The organism is Pseudomonas sp. S3_A03 (genome assembly GCF_054668275.1).
The window spans coordinates 5,422,762-5,449,442 of record NZ_CP162753.1 but is presented as its reverse complement, the minus strand read 5'-3'; the positions used below and the strand labels follow the sequence as shown (position 1 = coordinate 5,449,442).

General features: G+C 59.2%; 19 protein-coding genes and 2 pseudogenes. 2 read left to right on the top strand and 19 right to left on the bottom strand.

The features are described 5' to 3' along the window. Positions 1-4 precede the first annotated feature (4 nt). From AB4O25_RS25060 to rpsB, 19 genes and pseudogenes are all read right to left on the bottom strand, one after another. A complete protein-coding gene (locus tag AB4O25_RS25060; RefSeq protein ID WP_017529683.1) occupies positions 5-1,636 on the bottom strand; it encodes a CTP synthase in 1,632 nt (543 codons plus the stop codon). A 273-nt stretch (positions 1,637-1,909) separates the two neighbouring features. Continuing rightward, the gene (tilS, locus tag AB4O25_RS25055; protein ID WP_460150110.1) at positions 1,910-3,229 is read right to left on the bottom strand and encodes a tRNA lysidine(34) synthetase TilS; all 1,320 of its coding nucleotides are present in this window, start codon (positions 3,227-3,229) and stop codon (positions 1,910-1,912) included. Between the two features lie 160 nt (positions 3,230-3,389). Next, a complete protein-coding gene (locus AB4O25_RS25050; protein WP_068936346.1) occupies positions 3,390-4,337 on the bottom strand; it encodes an acetyl-CoA carboxylase carboxyltransferase subunit alpha in 948 nt (315 codons plus the stop codon). 138 nt (positions 4,338-4,475) lie between these two features. Next, positions 4,476-7,997, bottom strand: a complete 3,522-nt coding sequence (gene dnaE, locus AB4O25_RS25045) for a DNA polymerase III subunit alpha (protein ID WP_017529686.1) — start codon at positions 7,995-7,997, stop codon at positions 4,476-4,478. Between the two features lie 75 nt (positions 7,998-8,072). Further along, positions 8,073-8,705, bottom strand: a complete 633-nt coding sequence (gene rnhB, locus AB4O25_RS25040) for a ribonuclease HII (protein WP_068937597.1) — start codon at positions 8,703-8,705, stop codon at positions 8,073-8,075. Next, positions 8,702-9,841, bottom strand: coding sequence for a lipid-A-disaccharide synthase (gene lpxB, locus AB4O25_RS25035; protein ID WP_017529688.1), 1,140 nt, complete (start codon positions 9,839-9,841; stop codon positions 8,702-8,704). Before lpxB ends, rnhB begins: the two co-directional genes overlap by 4 nt. Before the next feature lie 2 nt (positions 9,842-9,843). After that, positions 9,844-10,620 carry an acyl-ACP--UDP-N-acetylglucosamine O-acyltransferase gene (lpxA, locus tag AB4O25_RS25030; RefSeq protein WP_017529689.1) on the bottom strand — a complete coding sequence of 259 codons (777 nt, stop codon included), beginning with the start codon at positions 10,618-10,620 and terminating at the stop codon, positions 9,844-9,846. Continuing rightward, complete coding sequence (gene fabZ / locus AB4O25_RS25025) at positions 10,617-11,057, bottom strand: 3-hydroxyacyl-ACP dehydratase FabZ (RefSeq protein ID WP_003172281.1); 441 nt, start codon at positions 11,055-11,057, stop codon at positions 10,617-10,619. Before fabZ ends, lpxA begins: the two co-directional genes overlap by 4 nt. Positions 11,058-11,166: 109 nt before the next feature. Then, positions 11,167-12,222 carry a UDP-3-O-(3-hydroxymyristoyl)glucosamine N-acyltransferase gene (gene lpxD / locus AB4O25_RS25020; protein ID WP_017529690.1) on the bottom strand — a complete coding sequence of 352 codons (1,056 nt, stop codon included), beginning with the start codon at positions 12,220-12,222 and terminating at the stop codon, positions 11,167-11,169. 3 nt (positions 12,223-12,225) lie between these two features. Further along, a complete protein-coding gene (locus AB4O25_RS25015) occupies positions 12,226-12,729 on the bottom strand; it encodes an OmpH/Skp family outer membrane protein (protein ID WP_003172279.1) in 504 nt (167 codons plus the stop codon). A gap of 46 nt (positions 12,730-12,775) precedes the next feature. Continuing rightward, positions 12,776-15,163 (bottom strand): outer membrane protein assembly factor BamA, encoded by a 2,388-nt coding sequence (bamA, locus tag AB4O25_RS25010; protein WP_017529691.1) that lies wholly within the window; start codon positions 15,161-15,163, stop codon positions 12,776-12,778. A gap of 74 nt (positions 15,164-15,237) precedes the next feature. Then, positions 15,238-16,590 carry a sigma E protease regulator RseP gene (rseP, locus tag AB4O25_RS25005; protein ID WP_017529692.1) on the bottom strand — a complete coding sequence of 451 codons (1,353 nt, stop codon included), beginning with the start codon at positions 16,588-16,590 and terminating at the stop codon, positions 15,238-15,240. 53 nt (positions 16,591-16,643) lie between these two features. Then, positions 16,644-17,832: pseudogene (ispC, locus tag AB4O25_RS25000) on the bottom strand (1-deoxy-D-xylulose-5-phosphate reductoisomerase). Next, a complete protein-coding gene (locus AB4O25_RS24995) occupies positions 17,829-18,638 on the bottom strand; it encodes a phosphatidate cytidylyltransferase (protein ID WP_017529694.1) in 810 nt (269 codons plus the stop codon). The pseudogene ispC and the gene AB4O25_RS24995 overlap by 4 nt, the downstream one beginning before the upstream one ends. Continuing rightward, positions 18,639-19,393 (bottom strand): annotated as a pseudogene (gene uppS / locus AB4O25_RS24990) (polyprenyl diphosphate synthase). 17 nt (positions 19,394-19,410) lie between these two features. After that, positions 19,411-19,968: a ribosome recycling factor gene (frr, locus tag AB4O25_RS24985; protein WP_017529696.1), complete on the bottom strand. Its 558-nt coding sequence runs from the start codon at positions 19,966-19,968 to the stop codon at positions 19,411-19,413. Next, positions 19,965-20,708 (bottom strand): UMP kinase, encoded by a 744-nt coding sequence (gene pyrH, locus AB4O25_RS24980; protein WP_003172271.1) that lies wholly within the window; start codon positions 20,706-20,708, stop codon positions 19,965-19,967. The genes frr and pyrH overlap by 4 nt, the downstream gene beginning before the upstream one ends. A gap of 209 nt (positions 20,709-20,917) precedes the next feature. Further along, the gene (gene tsf, locus AB4O25_RS24975) at positions 20,918-21,781 is read right to left on the bottom strand and encodes a translation elongation factor Ts (protein ID WP_017529697.1); all 864 of its coding nucleotides are present in this window, start codon (positions 21,779-21,781) and stop codon (positions 20,918-20,920) included. A 193-nt stretch (positions 21,782-21,974) separates the two neighbouring features. Then, positions 21,975-22,712, bottom strand: coding sequence for a 30S ribosomal protein S2 (gene rpsB, locus AB4O25_RS24970; RefSeq protein ID WP_003189158.1), 738 nt, complete (start codon positions 22,710-22,712; stop codon positions 21,975-21,977). 388 nt (positions 22,713-23,100) lie between these two features. On the opposite strand from rpsB, the gene map reads away from it, so the two are divergent. Both map and AB4O25_RS24960 read left to right on the top strand, forming a co-directional pair. After that, a complete protein-coding gene (gene map / locus AB4O25_RS24965) occupies positions 23,101-23,925 on the top strand; it encodes a type I methionyl aminopeptidase (RefSeq protein ID WP_460150109.1) in 825 nt (274 codons plus the stop codon). A gap of 23 nt (positions 23,926-23,948) precedes the next feature. Beyond that, positions 23,949-26,651: a [protein-PII] uridylyltransferase gene (locus AB4O25_RS24960; RefSeq protein ID WP_460150108.1), complete on the top strand. Its 2,703-nt coding sequence runs from the start codon at positions 23,949-23,951 to the stop codon at positions 26,649-26,651. Positions 26,652-26,681: the final 30 nt, after the last annotated feature.

Genomic DNA, 26,681 nt, shown 5'->3' with positions numbered 1-26,681 from the left:
AGGTTTACGCCTTCTTCTGGTGTTGCGTCAGTGCCGCCTTGACGAAACCGCTGAACAACGGGTGGCCGTCACGTGGCGTCGAGGTGAACTCCGGGTGGAACTGGCAAGCGACGAACCATGGATGATCCGGTGCTTCGACCACTTCAACCAGCGCGCCATCACCGGAGCGACCGGAAATCTTCAGGCCGGCGGCTTTGATCTGCGGCAGCAGGTTGTTGTTCACTTCGTAGCGATGACGGTGACGCTCGACGATCACGTCCTTGCCATAGCAATCGTGAACCAAAGAACCGGCTTCCAGCAGGCAGTCTTGCGCGCCAAGGCGCATGGTGCCGCCCAGGTCGGAGCTTTCGGTACGGGTCTCGACCGCGCCGGTGGCGTCTTCCCACTCGGTGATCAGGCCCACGACCGGGTGGCCGCTCTTGCTGTCGAACTCGGTGGAGTTGGCGTCTTTCCAGCCCAGCACGTTACGGGCGAACTCGATGACGGCCACTTGCATGCCCAGGCAGATACCCAGGTACGGCACCTTGTTCTCACGAGCGTACTGCACGGCGGTGATCTTGCCTTCCACGCCACGCAGGCCGAAACCGCCTGGCACGAGGATCGCGTCGACCCCTTCGAGCAGCGCGGTGCCCTGGTTCTCGATGTCTTCGGAATCGATATAACGCAGGTTGACCTTGGTACGGTTGCTGATGCCGGCGTGGCTCATCGCTTCGATCAGCGACTTGTACGCATCCAGCAGCTCCATGTACTTGCCGACCATGGCGATGGTGACTTCGTGCTCAGGGTTGAGCTTGGCATCGACCACGGCTTCCCACTCGGACAGATCCGCGCCGTTGCATTGCAGGCCGAAACGCTCGACCACAAAATCATCCAGGCCTTGTGAATGCAGGATGCCCGGGATCTTGTAGATGGTGTCTGCGTCTTCCAGGGCAATCACCGCACGTTCTTCAACGTTGGTGAACTGGGCGATCTTGCGACGCGAGGAAATGTCGATCGGATGATCGGAGCGGCACACCAGCACGTCTGGCTGCAGGCCGATGGAACGTAGTTCCTTGACCGAGTGCTGGGTAGGCTTGGTTTTGGTTTCGCCGGCGGTGGCGATGTATGGCACCAGGGTGAGGTGCATCAGCATCGCGCGCTTGGCGCCGACTTCGAAACGCAGTTGGCGGATGGCTTCGAGGAACGGCTGGGATTCGATGTCACCCACGGTGCCACCAATCTCGACCATCGCCACGTCGGCATCGCCCGCGCCCTTGATGATGCGGCGCTTGATTTCGTCGGTGATGTGCGGGATCACCTGGATGGTTGCACCCAGGTAGTCACCACGGCGCTCCTTGCGCAGCACGTGCTCGTAGACACGGCCGGTGGTGAAGTTGTTGTTCTGGGTCATGGTCGTGCGGATGAACCGCTCGTAGTGGCCCAGGTCCAGGTCGGTCTCGGCGCCGTCGTGTGTGACGAACACCTCACCGTGCTGGAACGGGCTCATGGTGCCCGGGTCGACGTTGATGTACGGGTCCAGCTTGAGCATGGTGACTTTAAGCCCCCGCGCCTCCAGGATGGCCGCCAATGAAGCGGAGGCAATGCCTTTCCCCAATGAAGAAACAACACCGCCCGTGACGAATATGTAGCGCGTCATGAAAAACCCTAGAAGTCTGCGTTAAAGCGGTCCGAGCCGCCGGGGAAAGCGAAGAGAGGCCGAAGCCCCCGATCACCTGCATTAATCACAGTGCACCTTTCAAAAAAACCGCCGCGTGGTGACAGACCAGCAATGAAACACCGGTACGTTGATCGCTACACATTTTTTGGAATCGCCCAGCAAAGACTGCTTGGTAATCGGCAACTGCTGCGATTCAGGCGAATCCACAGAAGTTGTATCAAGAAGGGAGCGTAGTCTACCGGAAAGGCGCTATCAGCTCAAACCTTGATCGCAGCTCTGTGGCAACCAATCCAATTGCCCGTCATCCACCGAGCGGGTCCATGCCCCCGCGACGCTTGGCACAGCCAGCAATTGCTCGCCCCGATAGACCAGCGGCAATCTGCCACGGACGAAGCCCGGCAAACCACTTTCATTGAGCAGGCGCTTGAGATCACGCCGACCTCGCCCCGGCACATCGAAGATTTCGCCCCCCTGGCGATAGCGGACCACCAACGGGCCTTCGGGGGCCCGGCCGATAAATCCAAGTTGGCCATTGCCCATCAACTCGAGTGGTTGTTGGGGATCGGGCCAGCTCACCGAGGCGTCGGAAAACGTCGACCAGGTTGTGGGCAACCACCAGATGCGTTCACCGCTACGCTGCATTTGGCCGTCGGCCAGGCGCCATAGAGGCTGTGCGTCACCCTTGGCATCGCGCAGGGCGTTCCAACCGGTCCAGTGATCGCTGTCGGGCAAACGGGTCAGTGGCGTCAGCCAATACCGCAAAACGTTACGCTGGCGGGCATCGGACAATTGGCGTAATGGTTCAAGCGCCAGGGACGGCAGAGGCAACCAGGGAAACGCAGAAGGCTGACCGGCGCGCTGCAGGTCCATCTGCGCCAACTCGTCGAGCAGCCCTTGAGCCTCAGCCATGTGTTCAGCCGTGCGAGCCAGCTGGGTGATCGCCTGCGGCCAGCGCTCCGTAAGGCTGGGAAGTACACGGTGACGCAGGTAATTGCGGGAAAACCGTGGATCAACGTTGGAGGGATCCTCGATCCAGTGCAATTGATGCTGTTGCGCGTAGGCTTCCAGTTCGCTACGGGAAAATGCCAGCAACGGCCGCACCAAGTGGCCCTGCGCCAAGGGGCGGTGCTCAGGCATCGCCGCCAACCCTCGCACACCGGCACCGCGCAGCAGGCGAAACAGCAGCGTTTCGGCCTGATCGTCGCGATGCTGGCCGGTGAAAAGCACCTCCCCTGCCCCCATTGCCTGCATGAACGCCTGATAGCGCGCATCCCGCGCCGCACGTTCAAGGCTGGCGCCCGGACTCACCTGCACACGCATGAGGCGCAAGGGTACGCCCAAGCTGTCGCAGACCGCTTGGCAATGAGCTGGCCATGCGTCGGCAGCAGCTTGCAGGCCGTGGTGGACATGGACGGCGCGAAGGGGCGGTAGGGTTTGGGTGTTTGCCAGGGAGGCGAGAAGATGCAGCAGGACGGTGGAATCAAGCCCACCGGAAAATGCGATGTGCCAGGCCGGGGCATTGCGCCAGGGGGCCAGGGCTTGCAGGAGTCTTGCGGCAACATCCGGTTTCATCACACATCAACGCTGCAAATCTGGAATAGGTTTACCAGCATACACAAAGCAAATGTGGGAGGGGCTTGCTCCCGATAGCGCAGTGTCAGCCACCGCATGTGCAAGCTGATCCACCGCCATCGGGAGCAAGCTCCCTCCCACATTAAGTGCCAGCGTCGGCTTAGAGGCCGTAGCTCATCAGACGCTCGTAACGACGGGCCAACAGCGCTTCGCTATCCAGCTTCTTGAGCATCGCCAGTTGCGAACTCAACTCGGCACGGATGGTCGCGGCGGCAGCGGCCGGGTCGCGGTGCGCGCCACCCAGTGGCTCGGCGATGACTTTGTCGACGATCCCCAGGCCTTTGAGGCGATCAGCGGTGATGCCCATGGCTTCGGCAGCATCGGGCGCCTTTTCTGCGGTTTTCCACAGGATCGAGGCGCAACCTTCCGGCGAGATCACTGCGTAGGTCGAATATTGCAACATGTTCAGTTGGTCGCAGACGCCGATGGCCAACGCACCGCCGGAACCACCCTCACCGATCACGGTGGCGATGATCGGGGTCTTCAGGCGGGACATGACACGCAGGTTCCAGGCAATCGCTTCGCTCTGGTTGCGCTCTTCGGCGTCGATGCCTGGGTAAGCACCCGGCGTATCGATGAAGGTCAGGATCGGCATTTTGAAGCGTTCGGCCATTTCCATCAGGCGACAAGCCTTGCGGTAGCCCTCCGGACGCGGCATGCCGAAGTTGCGACGTACTTTCTCACGCACTTCACGGCCTTTCTGGTGACCGATGATCATGACCGGCTGGTCGTCCAGGCGAGCGATACCGCCCACGATGGCCGCGTCGTCAGAGAAGTGGCGATCGCCGTGCAACTCGTCGAACTCGGTGAAGATATGCTGGATGTAGTCCAGGGTGTACGGACGGCGCGGATGGCGAGCCAGGCGCGCGATCTGCCAACTGGTCAGCTTGCCGAAGATGTCTTCGGTGAGCGTGCTGCTCTTGTCTTGCAGGCGAGCGATCTCATCGCCGATATTCAGCGAATTGTCATTGCCGACCAGGCGCAGTTCTTCGATCTTGGCTTGCAGGTCAGCGATCGGCTGTTCGAAATCAAGAAAATTCGGGTTCATAAGCGTCCGTCTTGGGTCGACGGCCAAGGGGTACCTGGCCAGCCGGTTGTCTATTCGCGCCTTACCTTAAGGGAGAGGCGCGTTCAGGTCGAGATTAAATGTTCAGTCGAGATCAGGCACAATGCCATCACCGACGCATCAACGGTATTGGAGGAAGACGTTGTCACGGCCGAACTGGTCACGCAATGCTTGAATCAAGCCATCAGCAGGATCAATTCGCCAGGTCTCACCAAACTGCAACATCGCCTTGGCGTCGTTGCCGGTGTACTCCATGGTCACGGGGCACGCACCACGGTGACGCTTGAGCAGGTCGCCCAACCAGCGTAGCTGATCGCCTTTGAGCGCTTCGGTTTTCACCTTCAAACGCAGGCTCTCGGCCAGGTTGGTACGCGCGTCTTCCATGCTCATCACGCGCTTGATGCGCAGGCGCAGGCCGCCGGAGAAGTCATCATTACTGACCTCCCCCTCGACCACCACCATGGCATCGGTCTGCAACAACGACTGCGCGGAGTGGAAGGCGTCGGCAAACAGCGACGCTTCGATCCGGCCCGAGCGATCGTCGAGGGTAATGAAACCCATCTTGTCGCCCTTTTTGTTCTTCATCACTCGCAAGGCGATGATCATGCCGGCGACGGTCTGGGTGTCGCGTGCAGGCTTGAGGTCGATGATGCGCTGACGCGCAAAGCGGCGGATCTCGCCTTCGTATTCATCAATCGGGTGACCGGTGAGGTACAGGCCCAAGGTGTCTTTTTCACCTTTGAGGCGTTCCTTGAGGGTCAGCTCCTTGGCCTTGCGGTGGTTGGCGTACACGTCCGCGTCTTCTTCAACGAACAGCCCGCCAAACAGGTCGGCGTGGCCGCTGTCGTGGGTGCGGGCGGTCTGTTCGGCGGCCTTGATCGCTTCTTCCATGGCGGTGAGCAGCACCGCGCGGTTGCGGTCGATATTCGCTTGATACGCCTTGGGCTCGTCATGGAAATACGGGCCCAGACGGTCCAGCGCGCCGCTGCGGATCAAGCCATCCAGGGTGCGCTTGTTGATGCGCTTGAGGTCAACCCGCGCGCAGAAGTCGAAAAGGTCCGTGAACGGGCCGTCCTGGCGCGCTTCGGTAATCGCTTCCACCGGGCCTTCGCCCACGCCCTTGATCGCACCAAGGCCATAGATGATGCGGCCTTCGTCATTCACCGTGAACTTGAACTCCGACGCGTTCACATCCGGCGCGTCGAGGCGCAGCTTCATGGTGCGCACTTCCTCGATCAAGGTTACGACCTTGTCGGTGTTGTGCATGTCGGCCGACAGTACCGCCGCCATGAACGGCGCCGGGTAGTGGGCTTTCAGCCAAGCGGTCTGGTAGGACACCAGGCCATACGCGGCGGAGTGGGATTTGTTGAAGCCGTAACCGGCGAATTTTTCCACCAGGTCGAAAATGTTACCGGCCAGGTCGGCATCGATATTGTTGGTGGCGCAACCCTCAATGAAACCACCGCGCTGCTTGGCCATTTCCTCGGGTTTCTTTTTACCCATGGCTCGACGCAGCATGTCCGCGCCGCCGAGGGTATAACCCGCCATCACCTGAGCGATCTGCATCACCTGTTCCTGGTACAGGATGATGCCGTAGGTCGGCGCCAGTACGGGCTTGAGGCCTTCGTATTGGTAGTCCGAATGCGGGTAAGCCAGTTCGGCGCGCCCGTGCTTGCGGTTGATGAAGTCATCAACCATGCCTGACTGCAGCGGGCCAGGACGGAACAGGGCCACCAGTGCGATCAAGTCTTCCAGGCAGTCGGGCTTGAGCTTTTTGATCAGTTCTTTCATGCCACGCGATTCAAGCTGGAATACCGCCGTGGTTTCAGCCTTTTGCAGCAAGCTGTAGGTCGGCTTGTCATCCAGCGGGATAAACGCGATATCCAGCGGCTCTTCACCGACCTTGGCGCGGTCGCGGTTGATGGTCTTGAGCGCCCAGTCGATGATCGTCAGGGTTCGCAGGCCAAGGAAGTCGAACTTCACCAGGCCGGCCGCCTCCACATCGTCCTTGTCAAACTGGGTAACCAGGCCATCGCCCTCTTCGTCGCAATAGATCGGCGAAAAGTCGGTGAGCTTGGTAGGCGCGATCACCACGCCACCGGCGTGTTTACCCACGTTACGCACCACACCTTCGAGCTTGCGCGCCATGTCCCAGATTTCGGCGGCTTCCTCATCGACCTTGATGAAGTCGCGCAGGATTTCTTCCTGCTCGTAGGCCTTCTCGAGGGTCATGCCGACTTCGAACGGGATCATCTTCGACAGACGATCCGCCAGGCCATAGGACTTGCCCTGCACTCGCGCCACATCACGGATTACCGCCTTGGCGGCCATCGAACCGAAGGTGATGATCTGGCTGACCGCGTTGCGGCCATATTTCTCGGCCACGTATTCGATCACGCGGTCGCGACCGTCCATGCAGAAGTCGACGTCGAAGTCGGGCATGGAAACCCGTTCCGGGTTCAGGAACCGCTCGAACAGCAGGTCATATTCCAGGGGGTCGAGGTCGGTGATTTTCTGCACATAGGCCACCAGCGAGCCGGCACCCGACCCACGACCCGGGCCGACCGGTACGCCGTTGCTTTTGGCCCACTGGATAAAGTCCATTACGATCAGGAAGTAACCGGGGAAGCCCATCTGGATGATGATATCCAGCTCGAAATTCAGCCGGTCAACGTAGACCTGGCGCTTGGCTTCGTAATCTTCGGTGGTGTCTTTGGGCAGCAGGACCGAGAGGCGTTCTTCCAGGCCGTCAAACGACACTTTGCGAAAGTACTCGTCGATGGTCATGCCGTCGGGGATCGGGAAGTTGGGCAGGAAGTGCTTGCCCAGCTTCACTTCGATGTTGCAGCGCTTGGCGATCTCGACGGAGTTTTCCAGGGCCTCGGGCAGGTCGCTGAACAACTCGGCCATTTCCTCGGCGCTTTTGAGGTACTGCTCTTCGCTGTAGTTCTTGGAGCGACGCGGGTCATCCAGGGCCCGGCCTTCGCCGATGCACACGCGGGTTTCGTGGGCTTCGAAATCTTCCTTCTTGATAAAGCGCACATCATTGGTCGCCACCAACGGTGCGCCCAGCTTGTCGGCCAACGCCACGGCGGCGTGCAGGTGCTCTTCATCATTAGGACGGTTGGTGCGCTGCACTTCGAGGTAGAACCGATCGGGAAAGACCTGCATCCACTCCTTCGCCAGCACTTCGGCTTCATGGGGGTTGCCACCCAGCAGTGCGATCCCGATCTCGCCCTCTTTGGCGGCCGACAGCATGATCAGGCCTTCGCTGGCCTCGGCGACCCATTCGCGCTCGATAATGATCGAACCGTTGCGCTGGCCCTCGATAAAACCACGGGAGATCAGTTCGGTGAGGTTGCGATACCCCACGCCGTTCATCGCCAACAGGCTGATGCGGCTCAGGGCATTATCCGGATCTTTGTTGGACAGCCACAGGTCGGCGCCGCAGATCGGCTTGATGCCGGCACCCATGGCGTTCTTGTAGAACTTGACCAGGGAACACATGTTGTTCTGATCGGTCACCGCGACCGCAGGCATGTTCATGCCCACCAGGGTTTTGACCAGCGGTTTGATCCGTACCAGGCCGTCGACCAGGGAGTACTCAGTGTGCAGGCGTAGGTGAACGAATGAAGCCGGCATAGTGATCCTGTCTTATACGTGGAAACAACAAGGCCCGGATTGTACCGGGCCTTGGCAAAAACATCAGCCTCGCGACTAAACCTCGATGAGACTCCCGCGCGTCTCGTAAGCCAGCCGTACAGGGGCAAACGAGCGACGATGGATCGGCGTGGGGCCAAGGCGGGCCAGGGCTTCCAGATGAACGGGGGTCGGGTAGCCTTTATGGCCGCCGATGCCATAGCCGGGGTAGATCAATTCGAAAGCCGCCATTTCACGATCACGGCTGACCTTGGCCAGGATTGAGGCAGCCGCAATGGCCGGCACCTTGCTATCACCCTTGACCACCGCCTCGGAGGGCATGGTCAGTTTCGGGCAACGATTGCCATCGATCATCGCCATTTTTGGCGTGATATGCAGGCCTTCCACCGCACGCTGCATGGCGAGCATGGTGGCGTGGAGAATATTCAACTGGTCGATTTCTTCGACTTCGGCCCGGGCGATATGCCAGCTCAAGGCCTTCTCACATATCTCGTCGAAGAGCTTTTCACGGCGCGCTTCGGTGAGTTTTTTCGAGTCGTTGAGGCCGAGGATCGGACGGCTCGGATCAAGGATCACCGCCGCAGTAACCACGGCGCCACATAAAGGCCCGCGCCCCACCTCATCAACCCCGGCCACCAGTTCGTGGGCCTCGGCAACCAGGCTGAAATCCAGCCCCATCTGCGTGCTCATAAGGCTTCCTGTTTATGGCCAATCAAGCTCAATACGGCGTTTGCCGCCTGGTTTGACGCGTCACGACGCAAGGTGCGATGAATCTCGTCAAATCCGCGGGTCTGTTCTTCGCCGCCGTCGATCAAGGGGAGCAGGGTTTGCGCCAAGGCTTGGGGCGTTGCATCGTCCTGCAACAACTCCGGTACCAACAGGCGTTGGGCCAGCAAATTGGGCAAAGAGATGTAGGGACTCTTGACCATGCGCTTGAGAATCCAGAACGTCAGCGGCGCCAGACGGTAGGCCACGACCATCGGACGCTTGTACAGCAAAGCCTCCAACGTCGCTGTACCCGAGGCGATCAGCACCGCATCACAGGCCGCCAACGCCAGGTGCGACTGGCCGTCGAGCAAGGTCAACGGCAGGGTGCGACCTTCCAGCAGCGTTTCGATCTGCGCACGACGCTGCGGGCTGGCGCAGGGCAACACGAAACGCACGCCTGGCTTCAACACTTGCAGTCGCTCGGCGGCATCGAAAAACACACTGGCCAAACGACCAACCTCGCCACCGCGACTGCCAGGCATCAATGCGACGAGTGGACCGTCGGGCAAGCCCAGTTCGGCACGCGCAGCTGTGCGGTCTGCCTGCAAAGGGATGGTGTCGGCCAATGTGTGCCCGACAAACCGAACCGGCACGCCCTTCTCTTCGTAGAAACGGGCCTCGAAGGGCAGCAACGTCAGCATCAGGTCACAACCTTCACGGATCTTCAGCACACGTTTCTGCCGCCAGGCCCACACAGACGGGCTGACGTAGTGAACGGTCTTGATGCCGGCCTGACGCAACTTGAGTTCGATATTGAGGGTGAAGTCCGGCGCGTCGATGCCAATGAAGACGTCAGGCTTTTCTTCGATAAGCGTCTGGATCAGCAGCTTGCGCCGAGCGAGCAGCTCACGCAGGCGACCCAGCACTTCCACCAGGCCCATGACCGACAGGCGCTCCATGGGGAAGTAAGACGTGAGGCCTTCAGCCTGCATCAGCGGACCGCCGACGCCAATAAACTCAACCGCAGGGTGCTGGGCCTTGAGAGCCCGCATAAGACCTGCGCCCAGAATATCGCCGGAAGCCTCTCCCGCCACCAGCGCGATACGCAGATTGGCCATGGTCAGCGGGTGATGCCGCGAGTCGACGCCTGGATCGAGTCACGGAACACCGCGACTTCCGGGAACAACGCTGCCGGCTCGGTCAGTTGGGTCAATGCCTGGTCTACCGTCAACCCTTGGCGATACACCACCTTATAGGCGCGGCGCAGCGCATGGATCGCATCTTCGCTGAAACCACGACGGCGCATGCCTTCAAAATTCATGCTACGGGCCTCGGCCGGGTTGCCGAACACCGTGACGAACGCCGGAACGTCCTTGCCGATGGCGGTACCCATGCCGGAAAAGCTGTGGGCGCCGATATGGCAGTACTGATGTACCAGGGTGAAACCGGACAGGATCGCCCAATCATCAACGTGCACATGGCCCGCCAACGCAGTGTTGTTGACCAGGATGCAGTGGTTGCCGATCACACTGTCGTGGCCGATATGGGCATAGGCCATCACCAGGTTGTGATCACCCAGGGTGGTTTCCGCACGATCCTGCACAGTACCGCGGTGAATGGTCACGCCTTCACGGATGATGTTGTGGTCACCGATTACCAAACGTGTTTCTTCACCCTTGTACTTCATGTCCGGGGTGTCTTCGCCTACCGACGAGAACTGGTAGATACGATTGTGTTTGCCAATGCGGGTCGGACCTTTAAGGATCACGTGCGGCCCGATGACAGTCCCCTCGCCGATTTCCACACCTGCGCCGATGATCGACCAAGGGCCGACCTCAACGTCGGCGGCCAGAACGGCCGACGGATCGATGATTGCGCGAGGGTCAATCAAACTCATAGTTTGCGTTCCGCGCAGATGATCTCGGCGGAGCATACCGGCTTGCCGTCTACCGAGGCCTGGCATTCGAATTTCCAGATCTGGCGCTTGCAGCTGATGAACTTGGCTTCCAGGATCAACTGGTCACCCGGGGTAACCGGGTTGCGGAAACGCAACTTGTCGGAGCCCACGAAATAGTAAAGCGTGCCATCGGCAGGCTTGAGGTCGAGCATTTTGAAACCAAGGATACCGGCAGCCTGGGCCATTGCTTCGATGATCAATACGCCTGGCATGATTGGATGCGCAGGGAAGTGACCGTTGAAGAACGGTTCGTTGATGCTGACATTCTTGTAGGCACGAATGCGCTTTTCCTCAACATTGAGGTCCACTACGCGGTCCACCAGCAGGAACGGGTAACGGTGAGGCAGGTATTCGCGAATCTCGTTGATGTCCATCATTTCGGGGGAAGCCTGTAATAAAGATTGGGGGCGGGCGAATAACGCACGCCCCGCTAGCAAATCAAGGAGGCAAGTCTAGCGGCTGTGCACACTTGATATGGAAATGGTATCAGCCTTCTGATGAAGCATTACCGCCAGGGGTCACGTCCCCAACACGCTTTTCCAGCTGTTTGAGACGTCGAGCCATGTCGTCGAGCTGCCTCAAACGCGCTGCACTTTTACGCCATTCAGCCGCAGGCTGCATGGCGGTACCGGAAGAGTAGGCCCCAGGCTCGGTAATCGAGTGAGTGACCATGGTCATGCCGGTGATGAATACGTTGTCGCAAATATCGATATGCCCCACCAGCCCTACGCCACCGGCGAGCATGCAATGCTTGCCGATCTTGGTGCTGCCGGAAATCCCCACGCATGCGGCCATGGCGGTGTGATCGCCAATCTGAACGTTGTGAGCGATCTGGATCTGGTTGTCGAGCTTCACACCATTACCGATCACGGTATCGGCCAGGGCCCCGCGATCGACAGCCGTGTTCACCCCGATTTCCACGTCGTCGCCGATCAATACGCCGCCGACCTGGGCAATCTTGTGCCAGACACCTTTGGCATTGGCAAAGCCAAAGCCTTCACCACCGATCACAGCACCGGATTGAATTACCACACGCTCACCGATACGCACATCGTGGTACAAGGTCACGCGCGGGGCCAACCAACCATCCGCACCGATTTCGCAGCGTGCGCCAATAAAACAATGCGCACCAACCGTTACACCGGCCGCGATACGGGCGCCACTCTCGATCACCGTAAACGCACCAATGCTCGCCGCAGGGTCAACCTGGGCATCATCGGCGATGACCGCCGACGGATGAATACCACCGGCAGCCTTGGGTTTCGGATCAAACAGGTGCGACACCCGCGCATAGGCCAGGTAGGGGTCGGCCACCACCAGCGCATCCCCGGCAAACCCTTCAGCATCAGCGGCCTTCAGCAATACGGCTGCAGCGCGGCTGTCGATGAGGTATTTACGGTATTGAGGATTTGCGAGGAAGCTCAACTGAGCTGGGCCAGCCTCCTGCAAGGTGGCTAGCCCAGTAATTTCCTTCTCCGGGGAGCCACGCAAGGTAGCCCCCAGGAACTCGGCCAACTCGCCGAGCCTGATAATCGCGGTCATGGCTTACTTCAGCTGATTCATGCGCTCGATCACCTGACGGGTGATGTCGTATTGAGGCTTGACGTCGATCACTGCGCCACGCTCGAACACCAGGTCAAAGGCACCTTTCTTGATGACTTCTTCCACTGCGCTGTCGAGTTTAGGCTTGAGCTGCTTAAGCATTTCGCGGTCGGCAACAGCCTTGGCTTCGTTCAGTTCCTTGGACTGGAACTGGTAGTCACGGGCCTTTTGCTTGAATTCAAGCTCCAGACGCTCGCGCTCGCCTTGCTGCATCTTGTCACCACCGGCTACCAGACGATCCTGGATGCCCTTGGCACTGCTTTCCAGAGTCTTGAGCTTGGTCAGTTGCGGACCGAATTTTTTCTCGGCATCCACGGCGTACTTCTTGGCCGCGTCGGATTCGAGCAGAGCCATCTGATAGTTCAGAACGGCGATTTTCATTTCGGCGAAGGCCGGGGTGGTTACCAGCACGGTGGCCAGCAGAACCAATTGAGTCAACTTACGCACAATGCAACTCCTACAGAATCCGTTGTCGTTATCTTGGGTCAGACGCTTAGAACGTCTGGCCGAGGGAGAATTGGAAAATCTGGGTTTCAGCGTTATCCGGTTTCTTGATCGGCATGGCCAGAGCAAAGCTCAACGGGCCAAGCGCAGTCACCCAGGTCACACCCACACCCACGGAGCTCGCCAGATTGCTGAGGCTCACGTCGTTGCACTGAGTGTTGGACTTCACGCCGCTTGGGTTGGTGACCTGTTCGCACTTGGAGTCGAACACGTTACCCACGTCCCAGAAGACCGACGTACGCAGCGACCGCTGATCTTTAACAAACGGCAGCGGGAACAGAATTTCCGCACCGCCCTGGATCAACACGTTACCACCGAATGGCAGCGGGTCATTGTCGGAGTCGACCGTAGTGCCTTGGTTACCGGTCACGCCAACACCACGGCTTGGTGTACCACGCGGCCCCAGGGTGCTGTCCTTGAAGCCACGTACGGAGTTGAAACCACCCGCGTAGTAGTTTTCATAGAACGGCAGGCCATTGGTCGAACCATAACCGTCGCCATAACCCAGCTCAGTGTGCAGGCGCATCGTGTAGTTATCGCTCAGCGGCTGGAACAACTGGCCACGGTAGTCGAGTTTGAAGAACGACAGGTCACTGCCCGGCGTGGTGGTTTCCAGGGTCAGGCTCTGGGAGTGACCACGGGTTGCCAACACGCCTTTGTTCAGGGTCGACTCGGACCAGCCGGCAGACGCCTTGAAGTTCAGGAACTTATCGCCTTCGCGACGGGTAAAGTCGAAGATTTCATCCACGGTGTACACACCGGTCTTGATCTCATCCTGTTGCGCGGTCAGGCCGAACGTCAAACGCGACGTCTCGCTGATCGGGTAACCGACGTTGACGCCGGCACCCAGGCTGTCGATTGCATAGCTTGCAACATCAACATCGAGATCTTTGTAGTCGGTGGTGCGATAGAAGGCGTTGTAGCCAAGGCTCACACCGTCAGCAGTCCAGTAGGGGTCGGTATAACCGAAGTTATAGCGGCTCTGGTATTCGCTTCGGGTCAGGCCGATGGACACACGGTTACCGGTACCGAGGAAGTTGTTCTGGGTGATGGAACCACCCAGGATCAGGCCGGCACTCTGTGCAAAACCAACGCTGGCGGTGATCGAACCCGAGGCTTGTTCCTCTACGGCGTAGTTCACGTCGACCTGGTCGTCCACACCGGGTACGGCTGGCGTTTCGACGTTGACTTCCTTGAAGAAGCCCAGGCGTTCCAGACGGGTCTTGGACTGGTCGATCAGGTAAGTCGACGCCCAGCCACCTTCCATCTGGCGCATTTCACGACGCAGCACTTCGTCGGCGGACTTGGTGTTGCCACGGAAATTGATGCGGTTTACATAGGCACGCTTGCCCGGGTCGACCACAAAAGTGATGTCCACGGTATGGTCTTCATCGTGCGGAGTCGGTACGCCATTGACGTTGGCGAAGGTATAGCCTTCGTTACCCAGGCGGCGGGTGATCAGTTCGGACGTAGTGGTCATCAGCTTGCGCGAGAATACCTGGTCTTTCTGCACCAACAGCAGTGACTTGACCTGGTCTTCAGGTACTTTCAAGTCGCCGCTCAGCTTCACGTCACGAACCTTGTATTTCTCGCCTTCGTTGACGTTGACGGTGATATAGACGTGTTTCTTGTCCGGGGTGATGGATACCTGGGTGGAGGCGATATCCATGTTGATATAGCCGCGATCCAGGTAGTAGGAACGCAGACGTTCCAGGTCACCGGAGAGTTTTTCACGGGCGTACTTGTCATCGTTCTTGAAGAACGACAGCCAGTTGGTGGTCTTGAGTTCGAACAGGTCGATCAGGTCTTCATCGGCAAACTTGGTGTTGCCCACCACGTTGATGTGCTGGATCGCCGCCACGGTACCTTCGTTGATGTTGACCTTGAGGCCGACACGGTTGCGAGGTTGCGGCACCACTTCCGTTTCCACGGTCGCGGAGTAGCGGCCCTGGGCAACGTATTGGCGTTGCAGTTCGTTACGCACACCTTCAAGGGTGGCGCGCTGGAAGATCTCGCCCTCGGCCAGGCCGGATTGCTTGAGGCCCTTCATCAGGTCTTCAGTGGAGATCGCTTTGTTGCCTTCGATCTCGATACTGGCGACGGAAGGTCGCTCGACGACGGTGATGACCAGGACGTTGCCTTCGCGACCCAGTTGGATGTCTTGAAAGAACCCGGTTTTGAACAGCGCACGAGTGGATTCCACCAGGCGACGGTCATCAGCCTGTTCCCCGACGTTCAACGGCAAGGCACCAAAGACGCTACCCGCGGAAACCCGCTGGAGGCCGTTGACGCGAATATCGGAGATGGTGAAGGACTCGGCGTGAACTTCGGCGATCATCAATACGGTGAGAACCGCAGTTAGCAGCAGACGTTTCATGAAGTCCTTTCTTATTCCAACTGGCAATAAACAAACTGCCGCAAAATGCGGCAGATTCGCAATTCAGCGAAGCGTTACAGTCGACCCAGATCGTTGACCAAGGCTAATAACATCACCCCGACCACCAAACTGATACCGATCTGTATCCCCCAACCCTGCACCCGATCCGACAAGGGGCGACCACGCACCCACTCGACCAGATAAAACAACAGATGCCCCCCATCCAATACGGGAATGGGCAGCAAATTCAGAACCCCCAGGCTGATACTCAGATAAGCCAGGAAATTCAGGAAATCCGCGACACCCGACTGGGCAGAAGCGCCCGCCACTTTAGCAATGGTTATCGGTCCACTCAAGTTTTTTACCGAGAGCTCACCGAACAACATTTTCTTGAGGGATTCGAGGGTCAGCACACTCATGGTCCAGGTGCGTTTCGCGCCTTCGCCAATTGCCGCCAACGGCCCGAAACTCACCTCACGCACCATGGATGGCGGCCACTCGACACCTTTGACTCCAGCCCCCAGGTAACCCCCGGCCGCCTTGGCTTCCCCGCGAACCGCCAGAGTCACCGGCACGTCAATCTGAGCACCATCGCGCTCAACTTTCAGCAAAATCTTGGTATCAGGACGGACACGCACCAGGTCGACCACTTGCTGCCAATCGCCCAGCGCCTGGCCATCGAGCGCCAACAAACGGTCACCGGTTTTCAGACCTGCGGCCTGGGCCGGACCTTTCGGATCCAGCTCGGCGAGCACCGGCGGCAGTGCAGGTCGCCACGGACGAATACCCAGGGACTTGATCGGATCAGGCTCATCGGCCCCTTTGAGCCAATGGTCCAAGGCCAGTGCACGCGGGGTTTCAGCAGTGGAATCCTGCTCACGCACCACGACATTGACGGTGCCGCTTTCACCCAGGCGACGCACCAACTGCAAATTGACGGCGCCCCACCCCGTGGTCGGCTCGCCATCAATGGAAACAATTTCCTGCCCCGCTACCAGACCGGCCTTGGCCGCAATACTGTCCGCCTCAACCGCGCCGATAACCGGACGTACCTGCTGGCTCCCCAGCATGGCCAGGACCCAGAAAAACAGCATCGCCAACAGGAAGTTGGCGATCGGGCCGGCGGCGACGATGGCAATACGCTGACGAACGGTCTTGCGATTGAAGGATTGGTCCAACTGATCAGCCGGCACCTCCCCTTCGCGCTCGTCGAGCATCTTGACGTAACCACCCAGCGGGATGGCCGCGATTACAAACTCGGTGCCACGACGATCATGCCAGCGAACCAGCGGCATGCCGAAACCAACGGAAAAGCGCAATACCTTGACGCCGCAACGACGCGCCACCCAGAAGTGACCGAATTCGTGAAAGGTAACCAGTACACCCAGAGCAACCAGGGTGCCGACAATCATGTAAAGCGCACTCATCTAATTTCTCCGCATTCCAATCCAGTGCCTGGAGGCGCAAACGCCCCCACAGGCTAACGCGCGTTGCGGCTCAACCAGTGTTCGGCAAGCGCCCGGGCCTTGGCATCCGCCTCGAATACCGCATCCAGATCATCCACCGCCACAACTGGCTCAAGGCTCAGGACGTCCTCGATGATACTCGCGATCTGTGGAAAGCGGATGCGCCGTTCGAGAAATGCCGCCACCGCCACTTCATTTGCCGCATTGAGCATCGCCGGCGCGCTATTACCCGCCTCCGCCGCCTGCCGCGCCAGGCGCAGGCAAGGAAGCGCTGCTCGTCCGGCGCCTCGAAGTCCAGGCGGGCAATTGCAAACAGGTCCAGGGAGCCACACCGGAATCAATTCGCTCCGGCCAGGCCAGGGCGTTGGCAATCGGCGTGCGCATATCGGGGTTTCCCAACTGCGCCAATACCGAGCCGTCCACGTAGTCAACCAAGGAATGAATCACGCTTTGCGGGTGGATCACCACCTCGACCTGATCAGGCCGCGCATCGAACAGCCAGCACGCCTCGATCAACTCAAGGCCCTTGTTCATCATGCTTGCCGAATCCACGGAGATTTTGCGCCCCATGGACCAGTTGGGATGCGCACACGCCTGATCTGGCGACACATGCTCCAGCTCGCTCAACGGAGTTTGCCGGAACGGGCCACCGGAAGCGGTCAACAGGATGCGGCGCACGCCTACCTGACTCAAGCCACGGGCATAGTCACCAGGCATGCACTGGAAGATGGCGTTATGCTCGCTATCCAGCGGCAGCAACACGGCACCGCTTTTACGCACGGCCTGCATAAAAAGCGCGCCAGACATCACCAGTGCTTCTTTATTGGCCAGCAGGATTTTCTTACCGGCGTCGACGGCCGCCAAGGTCGGGCGCAGGCCCGCGGCACCGACGATAGCAGCCACCACGGTGTCCACCTCGGCGTCGGCCGAGACCTGGCATAAGCCCTCCTCCCCCACCAGCACACGCGTAGCCAACCCGGCAGCCCGCAGATCCTCCTGCAGACCTTGCGCGTCGCCCGCCTCAGGCACCACGGCAAAGCGCGGCGCATGGCGTACGCACAGGGCCAGCAACTGGGCCAGGCGAGTAAACCCGGTGAGAGCAAAGACTTGATAGCGCTGCGGGTGACGAGCGATCACATCCAGGGTGCTCAGGCCCACCGAACCGGTGGCACCCAGCACGGTTACTTGTTGCAGGCGGCTCACGAAGCGGTCATCCACAACAGTACGGCAAAGATCGGAATGGCCGCGGTGAGGCTGTCGATACGGTCCAGCACGCCACCATGACCCGGCAGAAGGTTACTGCTGTCCTTGATCCCGGCCTGGCGCTTGAACATGCTTTCGGTGAGGTCGCCCACGACCGAGATGAAGACGACAATGGCCGTGCCCACCAGGGCCAGGAAGATTTCCTTCACCGGCCAATCGCGCACCACACCCACCACCACGGTGATCAGCAAGGTCAGCGCGAGACCGCCGTATACGCCTTCCCAGCTTTTACCGGGACTGACTGCGGGCGCCAGCTTGCGCTTGCCGAATGCTCGCCCCGAAAAGTAGGCACCGATATCGGCCCCCCACACCAGCACCATCACCGCCATGATCAGCCAGTTGCCCATCGGCGAATTCTTGATTTCCACCAGCCCTTGCCAGGCAGGCAACAGAATCAACAAACCGATCACCAACTTGCTGGCCACGCTGGACCACTGCGCGCTGGTACGCGGGTACGTCAACACCAGGTAGGTCGCAAGCGCCCACCACAACACCGCAGCGCCCAACACCCAGGGCACGACGATGCTCGACAGGGTATGCATCAGGAACAGCAACACTGCCACGGCAGCGGCGTAGGCCACGCGTGGCAGCTGCGCGCTGAAACCTGCCAGGCGCGCCCACTCCCAGGCACCCAGGGTGACGACCAGACCGATAAACAGGGCGAAACCGGAACCATCGAGCAGGAAAAACCCACACAAGGCGATCGGCAACAGGATCAGTGCTGTGATGATTCGTTGTTTTAGCATTTAAACCCGGGCTCCAGCTTCGATCTGCTCGCTCGTTTTACCGAAACGCCGCTGACGGGAAGCGAAATCTGCCAGCGCAGTGCGCATGGCATCGTGTTTGAAGTCCGGCCAGAACAGGTCGGAGAAGTACAGCTCGGTGTAAGCCAGCTGCCACAAAGGAAATTGCTGATGCGATGCTCGCCACCGGTACGGATGCACAAGTCCGGCAACGGCAGGTCGCCGGTTACCAGACAGGTTTGCAACAGTTCAGGCGTGATGTCCTCGGGCCGCAGATGACCGGCCTGCACTTCACGGGCCAGCCGTTGCGCGGCCTGGGCGATATCCCACTGGCCACCGTAGTTGGCTGCAATCTGCAGCACAAAACGGTCCGCACCCGCCGTAATGGCCTCGGCTTCACGCATAGCCGCCTGCAATTCAGGGTGGAACCGCGAGCGGTCACCGATGATGCGCAGGCTGATGTTGTTATCGTTGAGGCGCTTGGCCTCGCGACGCAACGCTTTGAAGAACAAGTCCATCAAAGCCGTGACTTCGTCGACCGGGCGCTGCCAGTTTTCACTGGAGAAGGCGAACAGGGTCAATACCTCGACCTTCGCCTCAGCGCACACCTCGATCACCGCCCGCACCGCATCGACACCCGCTTTATGCCCGGCGACACCTGGCATAAAGCGTTTTTTCGCCCAGCGATTATTCCCATCCATGATGATCGCGACATGGCGCGGCACCACTGAGGGTACAGTCTGCTTGGTCTTTTCCATGAAGGTGTCCTGACCCCTTATACGGCCATCAGGTCCTTTTCTTTTTCTTCCGTGGCCTTGGTGATCTGGGCCTCGGCATCTTTGGTCAGCTTGTCGATATCGGCAACGGCACGACGCTCTTCGTCTTCGCTGATTTCCTTGTCCTTGACCAGTTTTTTCAGGTCACCCAAGGCATCGCGACGGATGTTACGCACAGCAACGCGTGCATCTTCAGCCGCGCTGCGCGCCTGCTTGGTGAAGCCCTTGCGGGTTTCCTCAGTCAGGGCAGGCATGGAGATCAGCAGCAACTCACCCAGGTTGGTCGGGTTGAGGTTCAGGCCGGCGCTCTGGATGGCCTTGTCGACAGCGGCGAGCATGTTGCGCTCAAACGCTACGACCTGCAGGGTGCGCGAATCCTTAACGGTCACGTTGGCCACGCCGCTCAGCGGAGTGTCAGTGCCGTAGTACGGCACCATCACGCTGCCCAGGATGCTTGGGTGCGCCTTGCCGGTACGAATCTGGCCGAATGCGTGGCTCAGAGACTCCAGGGATTTTTGCATACGCGCTTGGGCGTCTTTCTTGATTTCGTTGATCATTGTTGGCCTTCCTCGATCAGAGTCCCTTCCGCGCCGCCGTGTACGATATTCAGCAGGGCGCCGGGCTTGTTCATGTTAAATACGCGCAGCGGCATCTTGTGGTCGCGGCACAGGCAAATAGCCGTCAGGTCCATCACACCCAGCTTGCGATCCAGCACTTCATCGTAGGTCAGATGATCGAACTTCTCGGCATGCGGGTCTTTGAATGGGTCTGCGGTGTACACGCCATCCACCTTGGTAGCCTTGAGCACCACGTCAGCATCGATCTCGATGGCGCGCAGGCACGCTGCCGAGTCGGTGGTGAAGAACGGGTTACCCGTGCCAGCGGCGAAGATCACCACTTCCTTGGCGTTCAGGTGGCGCATGGCTTTGCGGCGATCATAGTGATCGGTCACGCCGACCATGGAAATAGCCGACATCACGATTGCCGAGATATTGGCACGCTCCAGGGCGTCGCGCATTGCCAGGGCGTTCATCACAGTGGCCAGCATGCCCATGTGGTCGCCGGTAACCCGATCCATGCCGGCCGCACTCAGTGCCGCGCCGCGGAACAGGTTGCCGCCGCCAATCACCAGGCCGACTTGTACGCCGATACCGACCAGTTGGCCGACTTCCAGCGCCATACGGTCGAGCACCTTGGGATCAATCCCGAACTCTTCCGAGCCCATCAGGGCCTCGCCGCTGAGCTTGAGTAGAATGCGTTTATAGCGAGCCTGATAACCACTGCCCTGCTGAGCCATTGCGAATCTCTCCTGCGGCGTATTTTAAAAATTCTTGGCGAGCCGTTTACGGCTTGCATTCACTCTAGCTGGACGCTATCACAGCGCCATCGGAACACGGCTTTGTAAGCCAGTTCCGAGGGGAAGCCAAATAAAATTGGCCTGCCCATTTGAAAAGAGGCTGCGCGCGTGAGCGGGCAGCCTCTTTCGGGCGACAGTTGAAAACTGTCTTATTGCTTAGCGGCAGCCAGCTGGGCAGCAACTTCTTCAGCGAAGTTGTCGACCGGCTTCTCGATGCCTTCGCCTACTTTGAAGTAAGTGAAGGAAACGATTTCAGCACCGGCTTTCTTAGCCAGCTCGCCAACCTTGATTTCAGGATTCTTGACGAACGCCTGCTCAACCAGGCTTGCTTCGGCCAGGAACTTGCTGATACGGCCTTTGACCATGTTCTCAACAATGTTTTCTGGCTTGCCTTTGATTTTTTCTTCGTTCAGCTGCAGGAACACAGCTTTTTCACGCTCGATGGCTTCGGCAGAAACTTCCGAAGGCAGCAGGAACTCAGGGTTGCTGGCCGCTACGTGCATAGCGATGTCTTTGGCCAGTTCAACGTTACCGCCTTTGAGCACAACCGCAACACCGATCTTGTTGCCGTGCAGGTAACCACCAACCACATCACCTTCAACGCGCACCAGGCGACGGATGTTGACGTTTTCGCCAACCTTGCCGACCAGTACCAGGCGATCAGCTTCTTGAGCGGCGATCAGCGGAGCGGCGTCAGTTAGTTTGTCGGCGAACGCTTTTTCAACGCTGGCAGCAACAAATGCCTTGAAGTCGTCCTGCAGAGCCAGGAAGTCGGTCTGGGAGTTCACTTCCAGCAGAACAGCAGACTTGCCGTCTTCTTTCAGAGCGATAGCGCCTTCAGCAGCCACGTTGCCTGCTTTCTTGGCAGCCTTGATGGCGCCGGAAGCACGCATGTCATCAATGGCTTTTTCGATGTCGCCGTCAGCCTTTTCCAGGGCCTTCTTGCAATCCATCATGCCTTCGCCGGTACGCTCACGCAGTTCTTTAACCAACGCTGCAGTAATTGCTGCCATTTTCAAATTCCTCTTGGATAGGTTTTCAACCATTCCACCCGATCGAACGGGGGATCAATTCTTCCCGAACCACCCTTGTTAGCCGCTGCACGTTACAGATGTTGTAGCTGCGCTGCCGACAAATGGTTTTCGAGGTGGCAAAAAGGGGGCCAAGCCCCCTTTTTTGCTTACTGAGTCAACGCCAGGGCGTCACTTACTCAGCTGCGGCTACCGGAGCTTCTTCAACGAACTGCTCGGTACCACCAGCAACGTGGTTGCGACCACGGATTACAGCGTCAGCCATCGAACCCATGTACAGCTGGATAGCGCGGATTGCGTCATCGTTGCCTGGGATGATGTAGTCAACGCCTTCCGGGCTGCTGTTGGTATCGACAACGCCGATAACAGGGATGCCCAGCTTGTTGGCTTCGGTGATCGCGATGCGCTCGTGATCAACGTCGATAACGAACAGTGCGTCAGGCAGACCGCCCATGTCCTTGATGCCACCCAGCGAACGATCGAGCTTTTCCAGGTCACGGGAGCGCATCAGCGCTTCTTTCTTGGTCAGCTTGGCGAAAGTACCGTCTTCGGCTTGCACTTCAAGGTCACGCAGACGCTTGATGGAAGCACGGATGGTTTTGAAGTTGGTCAGCATGCCGCCCAACCAGCGGTGATCGACGTACGGCGAACCGCAACGTGCTGCTTCTTCAGCAACGATCTTGCCAGCGGAACGCTTGGTGCCGACGAACAGAATCTTGTTTTTGCCCTGGGCCAGGCGCTCTACGAAAGTCAGAGCTTCGTTGAACATTGGCAGGGTTTTTTCAAGGTTGATGATGTGGATCTTGTTACGCGCGCCGAAAATGTACTTACCCATTTTCGGGTTCCAGTAACGGGTCTGGTGACCGAAGTGCACACCGGCCTTCAGCATATCGCGCATGTTGACTTGGGACATGATAGTTCCTTAATAAGTCGGGTTTGGCCTCCACGTATCCCAATGACCAACCAGCGGCATCAAGGCCTCCGGCACCCAGGTCATCGTGTCGACACGTGTGTGGATTTAAGCCTTTCGGGGCATCCCCGGAAAGCGGCGCATTTTATACCACACGAAGGGCGAAAACGAAACCCGCAATCACACCTGACGTGAGCGGCGTATAGGCAACCCGTTGAATAGAGCGGATTTAACCCCACCCTATAGAGAGAAGCGATCGTCAGGGGCTCATGGTTTACCACCCGCGTCTGGTAGAATCGCGTTTTTTTGTGGCTTGTGCGAATTCTGTAACCTTTTGTCGCACGCCCGTAAACCGTATTGATTTCAGCGCGTCGCGCTAGAGAGAGCCTGTATGACCGTTAGTTTGAAAACCGCCGAAGACATCGCCGGCATGCGCATTGCCGGCAAGCTGGCTGCCGACGTGCTGGAAATGATTGCCGAGCACGTCAAGCCCGGCGTCACCACCGAAGAGCTGAACCAGATCTGCCACGACTATATAGTCAATGTGCAAAAGGCCATCCCTGCCCCGCTCAACTATAAAGGCTTCCCCAAGTCGATCTGCACCTCGGTCAACCACGTGGTCTGCCACGGCATTCCGGGCGACAAGCCATTGAAGGATGGCGACACGCTGAACATCGACGTCACCGTGATCAAGGACCGCTACTTCGGCGACACCAGCCGCATGTTCCACGTCGGCACCGTGCCGGTCTGGGCCGAGCGCCTGTCCCAGGTGACTCAGGAATGCATGTACAAAGCCATTGAAATCGTCAAGCCTGGCTGCCGCCTGGGCGATATCGGTGAAGTCATCCAGAAGCACGCCGAAAAGAACGGTTTCTCGGTGGTACGCGAGTTCTGCGGCCACGGTATCGGCACAGTCTTTCACGAAGAGCCGCAGATCCTGCATTACGGCCGTGCCGGCACCGGCATGGAACTCAAGGCGGGCATGACTTTCACCATCGAGCCGATGATCAACCAGGGCAAGGCCGACACCAAGGTACTGGGCGACGGCTGGACCGCCATCACCAAGGACCGCAAGCTATCCGCCCAGTGGGAACACACCTTGCTGGTCACCGAGACCGGTTACGAGATCTTCACCCTGCGCGCCGACGACACGATCCACGCGTTTCAGCCTGAAGGTTGCCCAGGTTTTCCCCCACAGCGTGTTGTGACTGACTGACAGATAGAAAGGAAAGCCGATCGATGCCCCAGGTGGATCCCGAACTCTTCGACCGTGGCCAGTTCCAGGCCGAGCTAGCCCTGAAGGCGAGCCCCATCGCCGCATTCAAAAAGGCGATCCGCCAGGCTCGCGAGGTGCTCGATGAGCGCTTTCGCAGCGGCCAGGACATCCGCCGGCTGATCGAAGACCGCGCCTGGTTTGTCGACAACATCCTGCAAAAGGCCTGGGAACAGTTCAGTTGGAGCGAAGATGCCGATATCGCGCTGGTAGCGGTCGGTGGCTACGGTCGGGGCGAGCTGCATCCCTACTCCGATATTGACCTACTGATCCTGCTGGACAGCGCCGACCATGAGATCTTTCGCGATTCCATTGAGCGGTTTCTTACACTGTTGTGGGACATCGGCCTGGAAGTCGGCCAGAGCGTTCGTTCGGTCGACGAATGCGCCGAAGAAGCCCGTGCCGACTTGACGGTCGTCACCAACCTGATGGAAAGCCGCACCATCTGCGGCCCCGAGCGCCTGCGCCAGCGCATGCTCGAAGTCACCAGCACCGCGCATATGTGGCCGAGCAAGGAGTTCTTCCTGGCCAAGCGTGCCGAGCAGAAGGCCCGGCATCACAAATACAACGACACCGAATACAACCTGGAGCCCAACGTCAAAGGCTCGCCGGGCGGGCTGCGCGACATCCAGACGATTTTGTGGGTCGCCCGTCGCCAGTACGGCACCCTGAACCTGCGCGCCCTGGCCGGCGAAGGCTTTTTGGTGGAGAGCGAAAACGCCCTGCTGGCTTCGTCCCAGGAGTTTTTGTGGAAGGTGCGCTACGCCCTGCACATGCTCGCCGGGCGCTCGGAAGACCGCCTGCTGTTCGACCACCAGCGCTCCATCGCCACCCTGCTGGGTTTCGAAGGCGAGGACGCCAAGACCAGCATCGAAAGCTTCATGCAGCAGTACTACCGGGTGGTCATGAGCATTGCCCAGCTCAGCGACCTGATCATCCAGCACTTCGAAGAAGTGATCCTGGCCCCCGAAGACGAAGCGCCGCCGCAGCCGATCAATGCGCGCTTCCAGTTGCATGACGGTTATATCGAGGCGCGCAACGACAGCGTGTTCCGGCGTACCCCGTTCGCCATGCTGGAAATCTTCGTGCTGATGGCCCAGCAGCCGGAAATCAAAGGCGTACGCGCCGACACCATCCGCCTGCTGCGGGAAAACCGGCACCTGATCGACGACGACTTTCGCAACGACATCCGTAACATCAGCCTCTTCATCGAGCTGTTCAAGTGCAAGATCGGCATCCACCGCAACCTGCGCCGCATGAACCGCTACGGCATCCTTGGGCGCTACCTGCCGGAATTCGGCTTTATCGTCGGGCAAATGCAGCACGACCTGTTCCACATCTATACGGTAGACGCCCACACCCTGAACCTGATCAAGCACCTGCGTAAGCTGCAGTACACCCAGGTATCAGAGAAATTCCCGCTGGCCAGTAAGTTGATGGCCAAGCTGCCCAAGCCGGAACTGATCTACCTGGCCGGCCTGTATCACGACATCGGCAAGGGCCGGCATGGCGACCACTCGGAAGTCGGCGCGGTCGACGCCGAGGCGTTCTGCCAGCGTCATCAGCTGCCGCAATGGGACAGCCGCCTGATCGTCTGGCTGGTGCAGAACCACTTGGTGATGTCGACCACCGCCCAGCGCAAGGACTTGTCAGACCCGCAGGTGATCCACGACTTTGCGCAGATCGTCGGCAATGAAACCCGCCTCGACTATCTGTACGTGCTGACGGTCTCCGATATCAACGCCACCAACCCGACGCTATGGAACTCGTGGCGCGCCAGCCTGTTGCGCCAGTTGTATACCGAGACCAAGCGTGCCCTGCGCCGTGGCCTGGAAAACCCGGTGGACCGCGAAGAGCAGATCCGCCGCACCCAAAGCGCGGCGCTGGATATTCTGGTGCGCGGCGGCAACGACCCGGACGATGTCGAGCAATTGTGGTCGCAACTGGGCGACGACTACTTCCTGCGCCACACCGCAGGCGACGTGGCCTGGCACACCGACGCGATCCTGCAGCAGCCGGCCGATGGCGGCCCGTTGGTGCTGATCAAGGAAACCACCCAGCGCGAGTTCGAAGGGGGCACGCAAATCTTCATCTACGCCCCCGACCAGCATGACTTTTTCGCCGTAACCGTGGCCGCCATGGACCAGCTCAACCTGAACATCCATGACGCACGCGTGATCACCTCCAGCAGCCAGTTCACCCTCGACACCTACATCGTGCTCGACACCGACGGCGACTCCATCGGCGACAACCCGGCGCGGGTGAAAAAGATTCGCGAAGGCCTCACCGAAGCCCTGCGCAACCCGGACGACTACCCCACCATCATTCAGCGTCGTGTGCCCCGCCAGCTCAAGCACTTTGCCTTCGCGCCCCAGGTGACCATCTCCAATGATGCGCAACGCCCGGTCACGGTGCTGGAACTCAGCGCACCGGACCGCCCAGGCCTGCTGGCACGCATCGGTGGGATCTTCCTGGAATTCGACCTGTCGCTGCAGAACGCCAAGATTGCAACCCTCGGCGAGCGCGTGGAAGACGTGTTCTTCATTACCGACGCCGACAACCAGCCGCTGTCCGATCCTGAGCTGTGCCTACGATTGCAGGAAGCCATCGTGCAGCAGTTGAGCGTGACTCAGGAACCCGGTGTCGAGCTGACGCGCCTGACGATCTAAACCTCATTCCAGTTTTTAACGCCTTGCACG